This is a genomic window from Phytohabitans rumicis (genome assembly GCF_011764445.1).
Classification (GTDB): Bacteria; Actinomycetota; Actinomycetes; order Mycobacteriales; family Micromonosporaceae; genus Phytohabitans; species Phytohabitans rumicis.
On sequence record NZ_BLPG01000001.1, the window covers coordinates 4,301,510 to 4,319,521 of the forward strand.

Sequence of the window (18,012 nt, forward strand, 5' to 3'; positions counted from 1 at the left end):
ATCATGACCGTCTTGTGAGGACAGCCATGTCTACCGGAGCCTCGCTGCCCGTCTACCCCGGCCCCATCAACAACGCCCGGCCAGACCCTTAACTGAGCGGCATTGGGACTAGAGGAGGTCGTGGCGGACTACGTTTTCCTCTCTCCCGGGGCCTACGCCGACTATGGAGATCCTTGTGGCGCAGAGGTCTTCTATGCGTTCGATGTAGGTGCGGGCGTTTTCTGGGAGGTCGCTGAACTGGCGGGCCTTGGTGATGTCTTCCCACCAGCCGTCGTGCTCTTCGTAGATCGGCTTGGCGTGGTGGAAGGCGGTCTGCGTCATCGGCATCGTGTCGACCCGCTCGCCGTCGATCTCGTAGCCCACGCAGATCGGCACCTTTTCCAGCCCGGTCAGCACGTCGAGCTTGGTGACGACCAGGTCGGTGATGCCGTTCAGGCGGGTGGCGTACTTGGCGACCACCGCGTCGAACCACCCACACCGGCGCTCCCGGCCGGTGGTCGTGCCGTACTCGGCGCCGATCTTGCGGAGGTGTGCCCCGTTCTCGTCGAAGAGTTCGGTCGGGAACGGCCCCGAGCCCACCCGCGTCGTGTACGCCTTGCTGACCCCGATCACCTTCGTGATCGCGGTGGGCGGGATGCCCGCGCCGACGCACGCCCCACCCGCGGACGGGTTGGACGAGGTCACGAACGGGTACGTCCCGTGGTCCATGTCCAGCATGGTGGCCTGCGCGCCCTCCAGGAGGACGGTGTCGCCGCGGTCCAGGGCGTCCCACAGGATCGTGCGGGTCTCGGCGATGTACGGCCGTAGCCGCTCCGCGTACGCCAGGTACTCCTCGACGACCGCCGCCGGGTCGAGCGCCTTGCGGTTGTAGACCTTGAACAGGGTCTGGTTCTTCTCGCGCAGCACCAGTTCGAGCTTTTTGCGCAAGATGCCCGGGTCGAGCAGGTCCTGGATCCGGATGCCCATGCGGGCCACCTTGTCGCCGTACGCGGGACCGATCCCGCGGCCGGTCGTGCCGATCCGGGCCGACCCGAGGTAGCGCTCGACCACCCGGTCCATCGCCCGGTGGTGCGGCATGATCAGGTGGGCGTCGCCGGAGATGCGCAGGCGGGACACGTCCACGCCGCGCTCGGCCAGCCCGTCGATCTCGGCGAGCAGCACCTTCGGGTCGACCACCACCCCGTTCCCAATGACGATCATCGCGTTTGGGGACAGGGCGCCCGACGGCATGAGGTGCAACGCGTACTTCTGGCCGTCAGGGGTGATGACCGTATGCCCGGCGTTGTTGCCACCGGAGTAACGCACGACGTAGTGGACCCGCTCCCCCAGCAGGTCGGTAACCTTGCCCTTGCCCTCGTCGCCCCACTGCGCGCCGATGAGCACGATCGCTGGCATCTCTTCCCGCCTTCTGGGGGGCTCGGGTGCCAGTGTGGCGACCGCGTGGCGAGCCCGAGGTGTCAGGCTAACAAGAAGTTACGGCCAGGTCAGAGCTGGCCATGGAGATCAGCAGGGGGTCACCGCCGGTGTACGACGTGGTGTTGCTCACCCTCGGCGGTGGCTGCGGCGCGCCGCGCGTCCCCGTGCTCGCCTGCGCCGACGCGCTCAGCGCCGCCGGCGCCCGCGTGGAGACCGTCACCGCCGAGTCCGATGCCGACATCGACGCCGCGCTCGACGGGCGCCGGCTCATCGTCGCCGCGGCCACCGACGGCCAGCTGCGCGCCGTCGTGCGCCGCCTCGTCCGCCGGTACGCCCCGGCGCCCAGCAAGCGCCCCGCCGACCTCCCGCCCGACCGGACGGTGCCCGACCTCCCGCCGATCGGCGTACTCCCCCTCGACCCCACCGCCAACGACCTGGCCGCCCAGCTCGACCTCCCGCGCGCCCCCGCAGACGTGGCGGCTGCGGCGCTCGGCGAGAAGGTGCGCCGGCTTGACCTGCTTCGCAACGATGGCGGCTCGGTGACCTTGGACGGGGCTCTGGTCGGGGGCAGGAGTCGCCCTGGCACGCGCGGGTGGAGGTCGACGACGCCGTACTCAGCGACGGCGCCGACCCCATCCTGGCCTGCGCGGTCGGCAACGGTGCCGGCTACGCGCGGTACGACGGCCTGCCGCTGCTTACCGCGCCCGATCCGGCCGACGGCATCGTGGAGGTGGCGGTGGCCGTGCCGGTGCTCGCGCGCCGCGCCCTGCGCCGGCCCCGCGTCCGCATCGAGGTCCGCCGAGCGCGCGGCCGCGCGGTCGCCATCACCCCTCGGCAGCAGGAGATCGGGTACGTCGACGACGGGGTCACCGCCACCCTCAGTCACAAGCGGTCGTGGTGGGTCGAGCCCGGCGCCTGGGCGGTGTACGTCCGCTGACTCCTGTGCGAGGCTGCGGGTTGCGAGAGGGGAGGGTGATGGTGGACGAGGATCGGGGACACGCGTCGCGGCAGACGCCGGTCGGGCCCAACCGCGGCGTGAAGCCGTTGTGGCCCACGGACGGCTACGTCCCGGACGATGACCCGACGCCCGCGCCGGCCGCACCCCCACCACCGCCACCACCGCCCCCGGTCTTCGCGCCCGAGCCGGCTCCGCAGGTGTACGCCGAGCCGCCCCCACCCGCCGCCCAGGGCTGGGCCAACGGGGCCGACAACCTCCCGCCCGGCGTCTGGCACCTGGCGGGCGGCGGCCCGGATCCCAGCGAGCCGCTCACGCCGGTGCACAACGGCCCGCCGATCGCCACCACGCCACCCGCCGGCATCCCGGTCTCCTCGGGCCACTCCGGTGGCATCCCGCTGCCGCCCGCGCCCCCGGTCCCGCCGGTCTCCTCAGCTCCGCCGGCCATGTCGACCCCGCCCGTCGTATCGGCACCCCCGGTCGTCTCAGCCCCGCCGGTCGTCTCGGCCCCGCCGGTCGTCTCAGCCCCGCCAGTCGTCTCAGCCCCGCCAGTCGTCTCAGCCCGGCCGGCTGTATCGGCGCCCCCAGTCGCGTCCGCGCCGCCGGTCGCCTCGGCGCACCCGATCTCGCCGGGACCGCCCGTGGCGTCGGCGCACCCGGTCTCGCCGGCCCAGCCATATACGCCGATCTCCCCCGGGCCGGCGTCGTCCGCGCCGGACTCGCCTGCGCCGGTCAGGTCAGCGCCGCCAGCGCAGCAGCCGGGCTGGGGCGAGCCCAGCGCGGACCAGCCACTCCCGGACCAGCCGGCCTGGGCCCAGCCCGCCCCGGACCATGGCCAGCCGCCTGCGGACCAGCCGGGCTGGGGCCAACCCGCCCCGGACCACCACCAGCCCGCCGCGGACCAACCGGGCTGGGGGCAACAACCCGTTCCGGACCACGGCCGGCGAGCCGGCCAGCCGGGCTGGAGCCAACCGCCCGTGGGCCCTCCGGCCGGCGCCCAGCCCTCGAGCCAGCCGGCGACGAGCCAGCCCGGTTGGCGGCCGCCGCCGGCGAACATGGCGCACATGCCGGGCCCGCCCCGCCGGGGCACGCGCACCCGCCCGGCCCGGCTTGGGGACCGCCGGCGAACAACGCGCCGACCACCAACCAGCCGCTGTTGCCGCCGGCCGACCCCTGGGCCGGCGCGGCGCCGCTGCCGCACGCACATCTGCCCCACGCCCCGGGGTCGCCGTGGTCGGCCCCACCGCCGGGCCACGCCGAGCCGCCGACCAACCCGACGCCGCAGGCTCCGGTGCAGCCACCGCGCGAGGTGCACCCCGGCGTGACCGAGGTGCCACAGCGCCCCCAGCAAGAGGCGCCCGGCGTGTACCGGATGCCGCCGCAGACGTACTCGGAACAGACCTGGACCCCGGAGGCGGCCGTGCCGACGGCGGAGGAGTTCGCGCGGCGCCGCGCGGCTCGCCCGCCGGAGCCCGTGGCGCGGACCGGCATGCGGGCGGCGGTCAACAAGTCCACGCTCGGCCTGGTCAAGCTGGCGCCGGGGCGGCACGAGCAGGAGTTCCGCCAGGACGTCGAGAAGGTGCGGCGCAACTTCGGCGGCCTGCGCCAGGTGACCGTGGTCAACCCGAAGGGCGGCGCCGGCAAGACGGTCGCGGTGCTGCTGCTGGCGATGACGTTCGGGCAGAAGCGCGGCGGGTACGTGCTGGCCTGGGACAACAACGAGACTCAGGGCACCCTCGGGATGCGCGCCCAGCAGGACTTCCACACCCGTACGGTGCGCGACATGCTGCGCGACCTGTCCAACTTCCAGGGCGCGCAGGGACGGGTCGGCGACCTGTCCCAGTACGTGCGCGCGCAGGGCGAGGGCATGTTCGACGTGCTGGCCTCGGATGAGTCCGCGACCGCGGGCGAGATGCTGACCGCGCACGCGTTCGCGGAGATCCGCGAGGTGGTCAGCCGGTTCTACAAGTTGATCTTTGTGGACACCGGCAACAACGTGCGCGCGCAGAACTGGCAGGCCGCGATCGACGCCACCGACCAGCTCGTGGTCACGATGTCGGCGCGTAACGACTCCGCCGAGACCGCCGCCCGGATGCTCGACCACCTGGAGCAGAGCGGGCGCACCCGGCTGGTACGGCAGGCGGTCACGGTCGTGTCGATGCCGCCCCGCGCGAAAGACATCGACCTGCCGCCGATCCAGCGCCACTTCGCCGCGCGTACGCGGGCGGTGCTGCTGGCGCCGTACGAGCGGTTGATCGACACGGGCGAGCCGCTGCGGTACGGCCAGCTCTCGAACCCCACGCTGGACGCCTGGCTGAAGGTGGCCGGCGCGGTCTCGGAGGGCCTTTAGCCGCGCATGTCGAAGTGGCCGCGCCGGTCTCGACGTATCGGGTAAGAAGACGTCGAGACGCGTGGAGGGCACCGATGAAGTACCTGATCATGATTTACGGCAACCCGAAGTCCCGCGAGATCTGGGACAGCTTCTCCGAGGCCGAACGGGCGGAGGGCTGGAAGTTCTACGCCGCGCTGCACGAGAGCCTGGTCGCCTCCGGCGAGATGATCGTCGCCGAGGCGCTGACCGACCCGTCGCAGGCCCGGCGGGTGCCCGTGACCGACACCCGGGCCACCCTGACGGACGGGCCGTTTCCCGAGGTCAAGGAGCAGCTCGCCGGCTTCTTCCTGGTCGACTGCGAGAGCTTCGACCGGGCCATGGAGATCGCCGCCCAGATACCCGAGGCACCGCTGGGCCTGGTCGAGGTGCGCCCGGTGCTCGCCATGACCGGGCCGGACATGTGAGGCGCGGTGACCGGCGGTACCGAGGTCGAGGACCTGCTGCGGGAGCACGCGCCGCAGGTCCTCGCCGCGCTCGTCCGGCACTACGGCGGCTTCGACATCTGCGAGGACGCCGTACAGGAGGCCCTGCTCGCGGCCGCGAACCAGTGGCCGTCCGAAGGGGTGCCGGACAACCCGCGGGCGTGGCTGATCCGGGTCGCGGCGCGGCGGCGTACCGAGATCTGGCGCAGCGAAGTGGCCCGGCGCCGGCGGGAGGACGCCGTCGCCCTGCTCGAACCCGCGGAGCCGGCCACGGTGCCGGCCGCCGACGACACGCTGACCCTCCTGATGCTGTGCTGCCATCCGTCGCTCACCGCGGCGTCGCAGGTGGCGCTGACGCTGCGCGCGGTCGGCGGGCTCACCACCGCGGAGATCGCCCGTGCGTTCCTGGTGCCGGAGGCCACGGTGGGCCAGCGCATCAGCCGGGCCAAGCAGCGGATCAAGGCGAGCGGCGCGGAATTCCGGCAACCCTCTTCGGAGGAGGGGGTCACCGCCGTACTGGAGGTGCTCTACCTGATCTTCAATGAGGGGTACACCGCCAGCTCCGGGCCGACCTTGAACCGCGTCGAACTCAGCACGGAGGCGATCCGGCTGACCCGCCAGCTCCACGCCGAGCTCCCGGACGACGGCGAGGTTGCCGGGCTGCTCGCACTCATGCTGCTCACCGACGCCCGGCGGCCGGCGCGTACCCGCCCGGACGGCGCGCTCGTGCCGCTCGCGGAGCAGGACCGCGGCCGGTGGGACGCGGGTGCCATCGCCGAAGGCGTCGACCTGATCACCAAAACGCTCGCCACCGCCCCCGTCGGGCCGTACCAGCTGCAGGCCGCGATCGCCGCCGTACACGATGAGGCACCGCACGCCGCGGACACCGACTGGCCGCAGATCCTCGCCCTGTACGACGGGCTGCGCCTGCTGGCCCCCGGCCCGATGGTCACCCTCAACCGGATCGTCGCGGTTGCGATGGTCGACGGCCCGGAGGCGGGCCTGCGGCAGCTGGCGAGCGCCGAGGCGGACCCCGCGCTCGCCGGGCACCACCGCGTCGACGCCGTACGCGCGCACCTGCTCGACATGGCCGGACAGCACGACCAGGCGCGCGCCCACTACCGCCTGGCCGCGCGCCGCACGCTCAGCATCCCCGAGCAGCGGTACCTACAGGCGCGAGGTCGCTAGACGCTCGAAAGGGCGTCCCCGGCCGCCGGGTCGCAGTCGCGCAGGAACTGGGCGCAACGGGCCGCCTCGTCCGATTCACCGATTTCGTCCGCGGCCCGGGACAAAGCGTGCAGGCAACGCAGAAAGCCCCTGTTCGGCCCGTGCGACCACGGCACCGGGCCGCTCCCCTTCCAGCCGCTGCGGCGCAACTGGTCAAGGCCGCGGTGGTAGCCGGTGCGGGCGTACGCGTACGCCGCCACGGGCTGTCCGGCCGCGAGCGCCCGGCTGGCCAGCATCGCCCATGCGGCGCTAAAGGCCGGAAACCGGGCGGCCACATCCGCGTACGACTCGTCGGTGTCGACCTGCTCCGCCTCGGCCAAAGCGGCCACGGCCTTGTCGTCGGCGGGCAGCAGGGTGGCGGGCGGTTCGGGCAACAGGTTCTGCATGGGCACATTCAACCCGCAACCTCCGCCAGACTGTGCCTGAAAGGCTGAGGGATTCGTCACGCGTGCGGCGGGTGTGCGGCGCCCCACACTGGACTACAAATGAAAGTCCGGAGCCTCCCCAGGACCCGGTAACGGGAGCCCGGTGGCCATGTGCCACCGGGCTCTCTCTTGTTCCGGTGTTGCAGGATGGCTTGGTGCTCTTCGACCCCTACGACAGCTCGCCGAACGAGATCGAGTCCCGCGAAGAACTGGACCTGCACCTCGCCGCCGGCTCGCTCGCCGGCCTCACCGTCCAGGGACTGCGGCTCGACGTCGACCCGCCCGATCTCGCCCGCGTCGTCCTGTCCGACACCCTCTTCGTGGGCTGTCACTTCGCGTCGGTGGAGATCGAGGCCGACCTCGTACGGCGCGGGGCACACGTCGTACCGCCCTTCGACGACCTGCCGTACCCCACCCACCCGGCCCGCCTCTACACCGCCGACGACCTCGCGGCCGGCTTCGCCGACGGCGGCTTCAAGACGATGTACGACACGGTCGTCTTCGAGCACTTCGTCGCGCACGGCGGGGCGATGCCGGACATCCGGGAGGCGCTCGCCCAGCGGCTGCACGACGCCGGGATCGACAACGCCCTCACCAAAGCCGTCAACGCCTGGGTCGCCGCGCGCGGCCCAGCGGCGGCGGTGGGCGTCATGGGCGGTCACGCGGAGCCGCGGGGCACCACGGCGTACCGCCTGGCGGCGGCGCTCGGCCGCGAGCTGACGGTGGCCGGGCGGCTGATCGTCACCGGCGGCGGCCCCGGCGTGATGGAGGCGGCGAACCTCGGCGCGTACATGGCCGGCAACTCCCGCGAAGACCTCGCCGCCGCGATCGACGAACTGGCCGCGGCACCCAACTTCCACGACCACGAGCCCTACACGGGTACGGCCCTGGGAGTGCGCACCGCGTACCCCTTGGAGGCCACCGCGGAGCGCGACGTGGTCACCCGGCTCGCGTACGGCGGGCTGGCGCTGCCCACCTGGCTGTACGGCCACGAGCCGGCCAACCTCTTCGCCGGCCAGATCGGAAAATACTTCTCGAACGCCGTACGCGAGGACATGATCCTGCGACTGGCCCGCGGTGGGATCGTCTTCGCGCCTGGCCTCGCCGGGACCGTGCAGGAGATCTTCCAGGCCGCCACGAAGACGTTCTACGCCACCGACGGACCGTCCGGCCCGTTCGTCTTCCTCGGCACCGAGCACTGGGGACGGCTACCGGTCGAGGCGCTCCTCCGCCCCCTGCTGGCCGCCTCCCCGCACGGCGACGTCTCCCACCTCGTGGTAGTCACCGACTCGGTAGAAGAAGCCGTAGCCGTCCTCACCACCTGCTAACCCCGCCCCGCCCGCGCGCCGGCGCCGCCGGCCTCCGCGCCGATCAAGGCTTTCCCCGTCGATCAAGGGCAAATGGTCGTGGATCGGAGATCAAAGCACGGCCGTTCGCCCTTGATCGATGACGAAAGCCTTGATCGATGACGCCCGCCGCGGTGGGCTAGGCGATGGGTACGCGGCACCAGAAGCCGACCGGGAGGTCGATCTCCACCGCGTCGGTCAGGCCGTTCTCGTCCAGGGCGTTGTAGATGGCCAGCCGGCCGCTCTCGAAGAGGAACTCGACCGCGTGCAGCACCCGCGGCCGCCAGTGCGACGGCATGATCCGCTCGATCACGTTGACCTCGCGGAGGCGTTGCCCGCGTACCGAGCGGAGCGCCGCGTGGGCGTCGGCACGCCAGTCGAGCATGAGACCGGGCCAGTCCAGCGGCATGGACATGTCCACCTGTCCCCAGGTGATCCCGCACTCGTCGAACTTGCGGTGGGTGACCTCGACGTTGACGTCGCCGAAGCCGAGGATCACCGGTCCATCGGCGAACCAGCGGCCGCGCTCCAGGTCCCACATCAGCCAGGCGCCGTCGAGCTGCCGCCCGACGATCCGATAGAACCGGGAACGGTGCACGGCTGCCAGGGTCTTACTGCTGTGACACCACTGCGGCTCGTACCCTTCGATGCCGAGCACGACCGACCTCCTGGGTGGCATTCAGATCGGACGATCGTACCGAAAAGCCACCCCAGACCCCCGAACGGCGCGCGGCCGGCCCCCGAACGGGGGACCGGCCGCGGATGCTTGATCTTTACTTGGAAATGCTGGTGCCCACCGAGCGCAGGTGCTCGCACGCCTCGATGACGCGCTTGCCCATGCCCTCCTCGGCCGACTTGCCCCAGGCGCGCGGGTCGTACGACTTCTTGTCGCCGACCTCGCCGTCGATCTTGAGTACGCCGTCGTACTTCGTGAACATGTGCGTGACGACCGGCCGGGTGAACGCGTACTGCGTGTCGGTGTCGATGTTCATCTTGACGACGCCGTAGTCGAGCGCGGACCGGATCTCCGACAGCAGCGAGCCGGAGCCGCCGTGGAAGACCAGGTCGAGGGGCTTCTCCTTGCCGTACTTGGCGCCGACGGCGTCCTGGATCTCCTTGAGGATCTCCGGGCGCAGCTTGACGTTGCCGGGCTTGTAGACGCCGTGCACGTTGCCGAACGTGAGCGCCGCCATGAAGCGGCCCTTCTCACCCAGGCCGAGCGCCGCGACGGTGGCCAGGCCATCCTCGACGGTGGTGTAGAGCTTCTCGTCGATCGCGCCGACGATGCCGTCCTCTTCACCGCCGACGACCCCGACCTCGATCTCCAGTACGACGTGGGCGGCGGCCGCCTCGGCCAGCAGCTCCTCCGCGATCTGGAGGTTCTCGTCGAGCGGCACGGCCGAGCCGTCCCACATGTGCGACTGGAAGAGCGGCGCCTCGCCCCGGGCGACCCGCTCCTTGGAGATCGCCAGCAGCGGGCGGACGAAGCCGTCCAGCTTGTTCTTCGGGCAGTGGTCGGTGTGCAGCGCCACGTTGACCGGGTACTTCTTGGCCACTTCCTGGGCGAACGCGGCGAACGCCACGGACCCGGTGACCATGTCCTTGACCGTGGGGCCGGACAGGTACTCGGCGCCACCGGTGGAGACCTGGATGATGCCGTCGCTCTCCGCCTCCGCGAAGCCGCGCAGCGCCGCGTTGAGCGTCTGCGAGGAAGTCACGTTGATCGCGGGGTACGCGAACGCGCCGGCCTTGGCGCGGTCGAGCATCTCGGCGTAGACCTCTGGGGAAGCGATAGGCATGTCAAACGCTCCTAAGTATGCGGATTGAGTGCGCCGGACCGCGCTGTCCTCCAGCCGGCAGTATCCCGCAGCTCACCCGGGGCGACGTCACCGACCCCTTACGCCTTGCCCTCCCAGCTATCCGGGATCACCAGGCTGATCAGCCAGCTCACCACCGCCATCACGATCGCGCCCCAGAACGCCGGCCAGAACCCGTCGATCTCGAACGGCAGGTCCAGCACGCCGGCGATCCAGTCGGTGAACAGGAAGAGCAGCGCGTTGACCACCAGCGCGAAGAGCCCCAGCGTGAGGATGTAGAACACGCACCCCACGACGTGGATAATCGGCTTGAGTACGGCGTTCACGAGGCCAAATATCAGTGCCACGATGATCAAGGTCAGCGCGTTGCGGCCCGAGGTGCTGCCCGTCAGGTTGATGTCGGGCACCACCAGGGTGGTGATCCACAACGCGACTGCGTTGATCGCCCACCTGATCAGAAATCCCACCGTTCCATCCTGACACCACAGCATCGGGACATGTGCCGGTTTCCGGCGCCACTGCCTGGGCATATCGGAGGGGAGGGAGGCGACGATGACCGAGCCCGACGAGGACTTCGCTCCCGATGATCACCTCGCGCCGGATGAGCGTGACATCGAGGCGCCGGCGGCAGACGCCATGGAGCAGGCGACCCTGGTCGACCCTGCGGACGGCCAGCTCGACGTGCACCGCGGCCTGGAGGTCGACGAGTGGGACGCGCTCGAGCAGGCCCGAGTTGTCGACCTCGACGACGAGTACCGGTAAACGAGCAGGGCACCGGTACCCTTTGTGCCCGTGGACACAGCCGAGAAGACCCGCGCGCTCTCCGAGCAGCTGGCCGTCAACCCGCTAGATCCGAAGGAGCTATTGCAGACCTTCGGCCTCGTCGGAGTGTGGGCGATCCTCTTCGCCGAGACCGGCCTGCTGGTCGGCTTCTTCTTTCCAGGGGACTCCCTGCTCTTCCTCGCCGGCGTGGCCGCCTCCCCGGTGGCCGACGCCATGCTGGGCGAGGGCACCAGGCTGTCGCTGCTCGGCCTGGTGATCGGCGCGCCCATCTGCGCGATCGCCGGCGCCCAGCTCGGTCACTTCCTCGGCGCCCGGTACGGGCAGCGCATGTTCGACCGCCCCGACTCCCGGCTCTTCAAGCGGGAGTACGTGGAGAAGGCCGAGTACTACTTCGAGAAGTTCGGCCCGGCGAAGGCGGTGGTGCTGGCCCGCTTCATCCCGATCGTGCGGACGTTCCTCAACCCGGTCGCGGGCGTGCTCGGCATGCCGGCGAAGACGTTCTTCCTGTGGAACGTCGTAGGCGCGATCCTCTGGACCGACGGGATCATCCTCGGCGGATACTTCCTCGCGGACAGCATCTATGACGCGGTCGGCGACCACATCGACCGCTACATCCTGCCGGTGGTGGCCCTGATCGTCCTGATCTCCGTGCTGCCGATCATCATCGAGATCATCCGGGACCGCCGTGCGAAGCGGCGGGCGGCGGCAGCCGGGCAGGAATCAACGCCGAGTCACGCCGGACGCGGCCGGCGCTGACCGCCAAGATCTTTTGATCAAACCCTGAGCGGACATTCGGAAATCGCCCGGTGTCACCGAGGAGGTGACGCCACCATCCAGTGACGCCGGGCGAATTCCGCGCTAATTCAGCGAGCCTTCTTCGTGGCCCGCTTACGCGGCGGAGTCAACAGGTCCGCGATCGTCGCGATCGCGGTCGGCACCAGCCGGTAGTAAGCCCACACGCCGCGCTTCTCCCGCTCCAGCAAGCCGGCCTCGGTGAGGATACGCAGGTGGTGGCTCACCGTCGGCTGCGAGAGCCCGAGCGGTGCGGTGAGGTCGCATACGCACGCCTCACCCTCCGGAGCCGACTGGATGAGGCTCAAGAGCCGCAACCGGGCCGGATCGGCGAGTGCTTTGAGGACCCCAGCGAGGCGCTCAGCATCAGCGCGCTCGATCGGCTCGCCGCCAAGCGGCGAGATCTGAGGCATGGTCGTTTCAGCCAACGCAGTTCCCACGTACTCCATCCTTCCACCTACACCATCGATCCGCCTGCATATCAGCAGGTCCGAATCGACAAACTTGTTAGGCCTAAAGGCCGAGGTCGCCCAACGTGTAGGCGGCGCGGTAGGGGATTCCCACGTCCCGAACCGCTTCACCCGCACCGCGATCAACGATAACCGCTACACCGACTACCTCGGCTCCAGCCTCTCGCAGCGCCTCGACCGCGGTCAGCACGCTGCCGCCCGTCGTCGAGGTGTCCTCCACCGCCAGTACTCGGCGGCCCACCACATCCGGACCCTCGATCCGTCGCTGCAACCCGTGCGTCTTCTCGGCCTTACGCACCACGAAGGCGTCCAGCCGCCGCCCCGCCGCCGAAGCGGCGTGCAACATCGCCGAAGCCACCGGATCCGCACCCAATGTCAGGCCGCCGACCGCATCGAAGTCCCAGTCCGCCGTGAGGTCGAGCATGACCCGCCCCACCAGCGGAGACGCCGCGTGATGCAGGGTCACCCGGCGTAGATCGACATACCAGTCCGCTTCACGACCTGAGGACAGCACCACCCTGCCGTGGACCACGGCTAGTTCAGTGATGAATTTACGCAGGTCGTCATGGTCACCCATGGCGCAAAGGGTACTGCGCCAACGTGGGTCGTCCACCATCGACCCGCTACTGAGAGTCGCGACCTATCCGTCCGCGGGTGTCCCGGGCGACCGACTGAAGCAGCCCGCGAGGGGCGTGCCGGAGACCGAAGACCGCGAGCTTGTACTTCCAGTCAGGAACGCTGACCACCTTGCCCTTACGCAGGTCACGCAGGGCATCGACGACTACCTCATCGGCTTCGAGCCACATCCATTCGGGGTTTTCGACATGTTGATGCCCGCCCGGTCGTGGAACTCGGTACGGGTGTAGCCGGGGCACAACGCCATTACCCGAACGCCGAAGGAACGCACCGAGTGGGCCACCGATTCACTGAAGTTGGTGACCCACGCCTTGCTGGCCGAGTACGTCGAGCCCGGCATCACGGCCGCGAAGCCGGCGACCGAAGAGACATTTATCACTGCCCCGTGCCGGCGCTCGGTCATGCCCGGGAGGGCGGCGAGCGTCAGCCGCATGACGGCGTGCACGTTGAGCCGCAGCAGCCGCTCCTCGTCCGCCACGGCCGAGGAGAGAAACGGCCGGTTCAGGCTGATGCCGGCGTTGTTGACCAGCAGGTCTACGGGCTCGGCGAGCGCCTTCTCCACGATGGAGCAGCCGTCGTCGGTGGACAGATCGGCCGGCAGCCCGCGGGCCGCGACGCCGTGCTTCTCGGCCAACTCTGCGGCCAGCTCGGCCAGCCGCCGCTCGTCGCGGGCGACCAGCACCAGGTCGTACCCGTCCGATGCCAGCCGGCGGGCGAAGGCCGCGCCGATGCCGGCGGTGGCCCCGGTGATCAGAGCTGTGCGGGAGGCTGCCAATCCGTTTCCCTCACCTCGGGGGCGGCGGTGGTGGTTGCGGCACGACGGGCGCCGGCGGGGTCGCGCGGAAGTACGGATGCGACGCCGGCAGGACGAGCAGCAAAGCTACTACAAGGTAACCGAGGGCCTGCGCCGCCGAAAGCCCACCGTTGAGGCCGATCCACCAGCCCGGGTACGCGTCGGTGAGCGCCTGTGTGAGGTCCTCCGCGACCTGGTCGTCGGCGTTGATGTTCCAGGACAGCGCGGATTGGGAGATCACCGCGAGGAGGCCGCAGCACCCGCAGAGGAGGCCGAGCGCGCTGACCACCCAGGTGGCGATCCGGGCACCGTTGCGCCCGCGCAGGTTGCCCAGCGCCAGGACGATGAGGACCACCGCCAGCAGGACGGCGAGCACCGCGGTGGCGATGGCCGTGCCCCAGGCGAACCCGGCCAGCCCGTCAATGTCGTTCTGGCTGGCCCCGGTGCGCCCCGCCGCCTCGCGGAAACGGTCGACCACCCCGCTGATCCCGGCCAGGGTGACGACCGCGCTGACCAGACCGGCGACCCCCATGAAGATCATGAGGGCCGCTGCGGCGGTGACGGTCGCCGGCCGTGGCCGGGACTGCTGCGGGATCGAGACGTCGCTCATGCAAGTAGAACTACAGCAACGAACGCGAGTTCACTGGCCCGGGGGCGGGCTCTGCGGTCCGGGCTGCTCGTTCGGCGGCTCCGCGGGTGGCGGCGGCGTGCTGCCGGTTGCCGGTGGCGCTCCCGGGGCGGGCGAGGCCGTCGGCGGCGTCGCCGGTGGCGGGTACGCCGGGTAGGCCGATCCGGGCACCGGCGGCTCCCAGGCCGGGGCGGGCTTGCGGAAGAACTCGTTCGACGGCGGCAGCGCCAGCAGGATCAGCGCCGCCAGCAGCGCGAGCAGCGCCAGCACCGTGAGGGTGATGGACGTCGGCATGTACCAGCTGGGCAGCGCGTCTTCGAGCCGGCTCTGGATCTCCGACGGGCTCGGCACGTCGCTGTCCGTCGAGCCGAAGTCCATCGAGTTGGTGAACGCGGTGCTGGCGAGGCCCACGCCGGAGCAGCACAGCGAGATGCCGCCCAGCACCCAGGTGACGATCCGCGAGGCGTTCTTGGCCCGATTGTTGAGGACCGCCAGCACCACGAACGCGACGGCGAACAGGAGACCCACCACCGCGACGATGACCGTGGTGACGGTGACGAACACTTCGCCGCCCTCGGCCGTGGTGCCCTCGTACGCTTCGCGGTAGACGTCGCTGGTCGTACCGAGCACGGACAACTGCACGACCACGCCGATCAATCCCAGCGCGGCGTAAAGGTAGAGCAGGTAGCTGGAGATGCTGACGCTCCCCGGTCGCGCGGGGGCGGCCGGGTTCGTGGGATCAGCCACGACGCTCCTTCCTAGATCAAGAATGAACTCACCGTATCGATACCCTGCCAGTACGGCGTCGCAAACGGTGCCCCTAGTAGCTGCGCCACTCCGCCCGGGCGTACTCCAGCACTCGCGGCTCCAGCAGTGTCGACGGCCGTACGTCGACGCGGCGCCGGTCCGGCGGGAAGACGGTGGCGGCGCGGAGCACCTCCGCGTCCAGGAAGCGCAGCGGCGGTACGCCCGCGGGAATGGCCGGCGTGGGCGCGGCGCCACCGGACACGGCCAGCACGAACCCCCAGTCGCCGAAGGACGGCACGTCCACGTGGTACGGCGACGTGGCGAACCCGGCCTCCCGGATCGACGCCTCGATGCACCAGAACGACCGCGGCGCGAAGTACGGCGAGCCCGCCTGCACGACCATCCGGCCGCCGGGCGCGAGGACGTTGTGCAGCAGCGCGTAGAACTCGACCGAGTACAGCTTGGCGGTGGCCGTCTCGTCCGGGTCGGGCAGGTCGACGATCACCGCGTCGTAGCGCGCCGCCGCGGTGCGCAGCCAGCCGAACGCGTCGGTGTGCACGAGGCGTACCCGGGGTCGTCGAACGACCCGCGGTTGAGCGCGCGCAGGTCCGGGAGCGAGCGGGCCAGCGCCACCACCGCCGGGTCCAGCTCCACCACGGTCACCGTCGCGACGTCGGGATAGCGCAGCGCCTCCCGTACGGCCAGGCCGTCGCCGGCACCGAGCACCAGGACGTTGGCGCGGCTTCCGGCGAGCGCGGGGTGCACCAGCGCCTCGTGGTAGCGGTACTCGTCGACCGAGCTGAACTGGAGGTCGCCGTTGAGAAACAGGCGCAGGTCGGTCACCCCGCCGGAAACCAGCGGCAGCGAACGGGTCAGCACGATCTCCTGGTAACGGCTGCGCTCGGCGTGCACGACGGGATCGCGGTAGAGCTGCTGCCGTGCGGTCACCTCGAAGTCGTGCGCGACCACGTAGGCGTACCCGAGGCAGAGCGCGACCGCGACGGAGGCGGCGCCGAGCGCGGCGCGCGACCGGCGTCCCAGATCGCGGCGGAAGAGCGTGAAGACCAGCGCCATGCCGGCCAGCGCGTTGACCGCGCCGACCACCAGCGCGCCACGAAGCTGCCCGAAGACGGGCATCAGCAGGAACGGGAACGCCAGCCCGCCGAGAAGCGCGCCGACGTAGTCGGCGGCGAAGAGGTCGGCGACCGCGCTGCCCGCCGCCTGCTCGCGGATCCGCTGCAACAGCACCATCAACAGCGGGATCTCCGCGCCGATCAGTCCACCGAGGACGAACGCCGTGGCGATCAGCGCCGGCCCGTAGAGGTCGAGCCAGGCGAACGCGGCGTAGAGGCCCAGCACGGACAGTCCACCCAGGAGCGCCAGGCACAGCTCGATGGCGGCGAAGGCGGCGGCGGCCTTGTGCTGCAATGGCTTGGCGGCCAGCGCGCCGATGCCCATCGCGAAGACCATCACACCGAGCACAATGGACGCCTGGCCCACCGTGTCGCCGATCAGGTAACTGCCGAGCGCGACGAGCGCCAGCTCGTACACCAGGCCGCACGCCGCGCAGACGAAAACGGCGAGGAGTACGGCGCTGCGGGCCAGCCTCATTGCTGCACGGTCGCCCGCTGGTGGCGGCGGTCGAACCAACCGATCAGGAAGAAGATCAGCGCCAGCGCGACGAGCATGGCCGTGCCCACCACGAACGAGTAGCGATCCCGCCAGAAGTCGTTGCCGGCGGCTGGCAACGCGGCCGTCGTGCCGGTTATCGCCGGCGTCGGCACCGCCTTGGCGGCACCGCTCTCGGCCATGAGCAGCGGCAGCGCCAGCGCGGCCTGGCAGATCGCCCAGTCCGGCTCGTCGATGAACATCTTTTCGGTGAGGCCGAAGCGGTCCAGTGTGGAGGTCGACAGCCCGCCACCCGACGAGGTCACGGTGACCGAGGCGTAGTCCGCCATCTCGCTGCTCGATGACCAGTACGTGACCGACGCCTGCACTTCGACCCACTGTGGACACTGGGCCGGGTCGATCGGTGTGGTCGGGCCCAGGTTGGAGCCTTCGCTGATGGGTGTGCCGAAGTCAGCGAGTTGCCAGCCGTAGCAGACGCCCTGCGCCGCCGTGGCCGCTGCCAGCTTCCTGGACGTCTCCTGAGCCATTTCGGCGCTCGGCACCGGGATTTCGGTGCTGTCGTCACCCTCCGACGGGGGATCGATCAGCAGGAGCCCCACCACCAAGACGACGACCGCCCCTAAGAGGCCGAACACCTTCCACAGTTTGGCGGTCCGTTTGGTGTTGGCCATCAGCTGATCGCAGCCGCGATGATGGCGCCGGTGGCGAGGTGGATGACCCCGGAGACCCAAGAGGCCGGGTGCGGCTCCGGATCCACCAGGATCTCCCCGAGGCTGCCCGGCGTCACCATGTCCAGCAGCACGAACGCGCCCGCCATGATGAGCAGACCAAGCAGGCCGTACGCGCCGGCGTCCACGATCCCCTCGGAGAAGTCGTCGTCGCTGGACATGATCGCGGCCACCACGATGATGCCGACGCCGGCGAGGTTGGACGCCAGCAGCAGGGCGGCGTTGCGGTTGCGGTCGACCCAGATCAGCTCGCGCAACCGGCCCGGCGTCGCCACGTCGACGAGGACGTAGCCGATGCCCATCAGCGCGATGCCCACCGCGCCGTACGCGAGGGTGACGAGCAGGTCGGTGGTGAGGTCCATCAGCATGGCGGGACTCCTATTTCCCGGCGCCCGGGCCGCCGCCGCGGACGCTCGCGCCGCGACCCCAGCCCCAGTAACCGCCGACGATGCCGTAGTAGCGGGGATAGGCCGTGAGCATCCGCTCCACCAGGATGAGGGAGCCGACGGCGGCCGGGAGGATCACGATCGAGTCGTCGTTGTAGCGCAGGTAGACGCCGCTGCCGTCGACGTACCGGTCGGCCGGCCGCCACGCGTCGGTGATCTGGTCGGCCACCTCGCTGGGCGCCTTCGCCGACGTGTACGCGACCGCGTCCTGCCCGATGTCGTCGCCCGTCGACCGGCTGAACTTGTCCGCGACGTAGCCGCGCGGGGAGAAGTTGCCATACAACGTGCCCACGCCGGCCACCAGCAGGCCGACCAGCGCGAGGCCCGCGCCCAGCACAAACCATTTCCGGTACTTCATGA

At 70.5% G+C, this 18,012-nt stretch carries 19 protein-coding genes and 4 pseudogenes; 7 read left to right on the forward strand and 16 right to left on the reverse strand.

The features are described 5' to 3' along the window. Positions 1-108: 108 nt before the first annotated feature. Positions 109-1,395 carry an adenylosuccinate synthase gene (locus Prum_RS19110; protein ID WP_173077774.1) on the reverse strand — a complete coding sequence of 429 codons (1,287 nt, stop codon included), beginning with the start codon at positions 1,393-1,395 and terminating at the stop codon, positions 109-111. Positions 1,396-1,523: 128 nt separating this feature from the next. Between Prum_RS19110 and Prum_RS19115 the strand changes: the two are divergent. Continuing rightward, positions 1,524-2,353, forward strand: a pseudogene (locus Prum_RS19115) (diacylglycerol kinase family protein). A gap of 124 nt (positions 2,354-2,477) precedes the next feature. On the opposite strand, the gene Prum_RS19120 reads toward Prum_RS19115, so the two are convergent. Together Prum_RS19120 and Prum_RS55085 are read right to left on the reverse strand one after the other, a co-directional pair. Then, complete coding sequence (locus tag Prum_RS19120) at positions 2,478-2,819, reverse strand: hypothetical protein (protein WP_173072752.1); 342 nt, start codon at positions 2,817-2,819, stop codon at positions 2,478-2,480. A gap of 289 nt (positions 2,820-3,108) precedes the next feature. Next, the gene (locus Prum_RS55085; RefSeq protein WP_173072754.1) at positions 3,109-3,342 is read right to left on the reverse strand and encodes a hypothetical protein; all 234 of its coding nucleotides are present in this window, start codon (positions 3,340-3,342) and stop codon (positions 3,109-3,111) included. Positions 3,343-3,461: 119 nt separating this feature from the next. Here Prum_RS55085 and Prum_RS19130 point away from each other — a divergent pair. The 3 genes and pseudogenes from Prum_RS19130 to Prum_RS19140 form a co-directional block, all read left to right on the forward strand. Then, positions 3,462-4,721: pseudogene (locus Prum_RS19130) on the forward strand (MinD/ParA family ATP-binding protein); the annotation flags it as partial. 74 nt (positions 4,722-4,795) lie between these two features. After that, entirely contained in the window at positions 4,796-5,167 is a 372-nt protein-coding gene (locus tag Prum_RS19135; RefSeq protein ID WP_173077775.1) for a YciI family protein, read from the forward strand. A gap of 6 nt (positions 5,168-5,173) precedes the next feature. Then, positions 5,174-6,373 carry an RNA polymerase sigma factor gene (locus Prum_RS19140; protein WP_173077776.1) on the forward strand — a complete coding sequence of 400 codons (1,200 nt, stop codon included), beginning with the start codon at positions 5,174-5,176 and terminating at the stop codon, positions 6,371-6,373. Here Prum_RS19140 and Prum_RS19145 read toward each other — a convergent pair. Beyond that, positions 6,370-6,798: a DUF3151 domain-containing protein gene (locus tag Prum_RS19145; RefSeq protein WP_173077777.1), complete on the reverse strand. Its 429-nt coding sequence runs from the start codon at positions 6,796-6,798 to the stop codon at positions 6,370-6,372. The two genes, Prum_RS19140 and Prum_RS19145, sit on opposite strands and share 4 nt — an antisense overlap. Before the next feature lie 194 nt (positions 6,799-6,992). On the opposite strand from Prum_RS19145, the gene Prum_RS19150 reads away from it, so the two are divergent. Beyond that, positions 6,993-8,165, forward strand: a complete 1,173-nt coding sequence (locus Prum_RS19150) for an LOG family protein (protein ID WP_371871244.1) — start codon at positions 6,993-6,995, stop codon at positions 8,163-8,165. Positions 8,166-8,322: 157 nt separating this feature from the next. Here the strand turns inward: Prum_RS19150 and Prum_RS19155 are convergent, their stop codons facing one another. The 3 genes from Prum_RS19155 to Prum_RS19165 all read right to left on the reverse strand — a co-directional run bounded on the left by Prum_RS19155 (position 8,323) and on the right by Prum_RS19165 (position 10,467). After that, on the reverse strand, positions 8,323-8,841 hold the full coding sequence (locus tag Prum_RS19155; RefSeq protein ID WP_173077778.1) for a hypothetical protein: 519 nt from the start codon (positions 8,839-8,841) through the stop codon (positions 8,323-8,325). Positions 8,842-8,956: 115 nt separating this feature from the next. Next, positions 8,957-9,982, reverse strand: coding sequence for a class II fructose-bisphosphate aldolase (fbaA, locus tag Prum_RS19160; RefSeq protein ID WP_173077779.1), 1,026 nt, complete (start codon positions 9,980-9,982; stop codon positions 8,957-8,959). A gap of 98 nt (positions 9,983-10,080) precedes the next feature. Next, positions 10,081-10,467: a phage holin family protein gene (locus Prum_RS19165; RefSeq protein ID WP_173077780.1), complete on the reverse strand. Its 387-nt coding sequence runs from the start codon at positions 10,465-10,467 to the stop codon at positions 10,081-10,083. Between the two features lie 85 nt (positions 10,468-10,552). Here Prum_RS19165 and Prum_RS19170 point away from each other — a divergent pair, with 85 nt between their 5' ends. Both Prum_RS19170 and Prum_RS19175 read left to right on the forward strand, forming a co-directional pair. Then, the gene (locus Prum_RS19170; RefSeq protein WP_173077781.1) at positions 10,553-10,762 is read left to right on the forward strand and encodes a hypothetical protein; all 210 of its coding nucleotides are present in this window, start codon (positions 10,553-10,555) and stop codon (positions 10,760-10,762) included. A 24-nt stretch (positions 10,763-10,786) separates the two neighbouring features. Further along, positions 10,787-11,539, forward strand: a complete 753-nt coding sequence (locus Prum_RS19175) for a DedA family protein (RefSeq protein WP_173077782.1) — start codon at positions 10,787-10,789, stop codon at positions 11,537-11,539. A gap of 107 nt (positions 11,540-11,646) precedes the next feature. Here the strand turns inward: Prum_RS19175 and Prum_RS19180 are convergent, their stop codons facing one another. From Prum_RS19180 to Prum_RS19220, 9 genes and pseudogenes are all read right to left on the reverse strand, one after another. Next, entirely contained in the window at positions 11,647-12,024 is a 378-nt protein-coding gene (locus Prum_RS19180) for an ArsR/SmtB family transcription factor (protein WP_173040617.1), read from the reverse strand. 64 nt (positions 12,025-12,088) lie between these two features. Next, positions 12,089-12,622 carry an orotate phosphoribosyltransferase gene (gene pyrE / locus Prum_RS19185; protein WP_173077783.1) on the reverse strand — a complete coding sequence of 178 codons (534 nt, stop codon included), beginning with the start codon at positions 12,620-12,622 and terminating at the stop codon, positions 12,089-12,091. Positions 12,623-12,668: 46 nt separating this feature from the next. Next, positions 12,669-13,456 (reverse strand): annotated as a pseudogene (locus Prum_RS19190) (SDR family NAD(P)-dependent oxidoreductase). Between the two features lie 10 nt (positions 13,457-13,466). Next, the gene (locus Prum_RS19195) at positions 13,467-14,084 is read right to left on the reverse strand and encodes a hypothetical protein (RefSeq protein WP_173077784.1); all 618 of its coding nucleotides are present in this window, start codon (positions 14,082-14,084) and stop codon (positions 13,467-13,469) included. Between the two features lie 30 nt (positions 14,085-14,114). After that, complete coding sequence (locus Prum_RS19200) at positions 14,115-14,849, reverse strand: hypothetical protein (RefSeq protein ID WP_173077785.1); 735 nt, start codon at positions 14,847-14,849, stop codon at positions 14,115-14,117. 73 nt (positions 14,850-14,922) lie between these two features. Further along, positions 14,923-16,460: pseudogene (locus tag Prum_RS19205) on the reverse strand (polyamine aminopropyltransferase). Then, positions 16,457-17,149 carry a hypothetical protein gene (locus Prum_RS19210; protein ID WP_173077786.1) on the reverse strand — a complete coding sequence of 231 codons (693 nt, stop codon included), beginning with the start codon at positions 17,147-17,149 and terminating at the stop codon, positions 16,457-16,459. Before Prum_RS19210 ends, Prum_RS19205 begins: the two are co-directional and overlap by 4 nt. Further along, positions 17,149-17,574 carry a DUF350 domain-containing protein gene (locus tag Prum_RS19215; protein ID WP_371871245.1) on the reverse strand — a complete coding sequence of 142 codons (426 nt, stop codon included), beginning with the start codon at positions 17,572-17,574 and terminating at the stop codon, positions 17,149-17,151. The genes Prum_RS19210 and Prum_RS19215 overlap by 1 nt, the downstream gene beginning before the upstream one ends. A gap of 10 nt (positions 17,575-17,584) precedes the next feature. Next, on the reverse strand, positions 17,585-18,010 hold the full coding sequence (locus Prum_RS19220; protein WP_173077787.1) for a DUF4247 domain-containing protein: 426 nt from the start codon (positions 18,008-18,010) through the stop codon (positions 17,585-17,587). Positions 18,011-18,012: the final 2 nt, after the last annotated feature.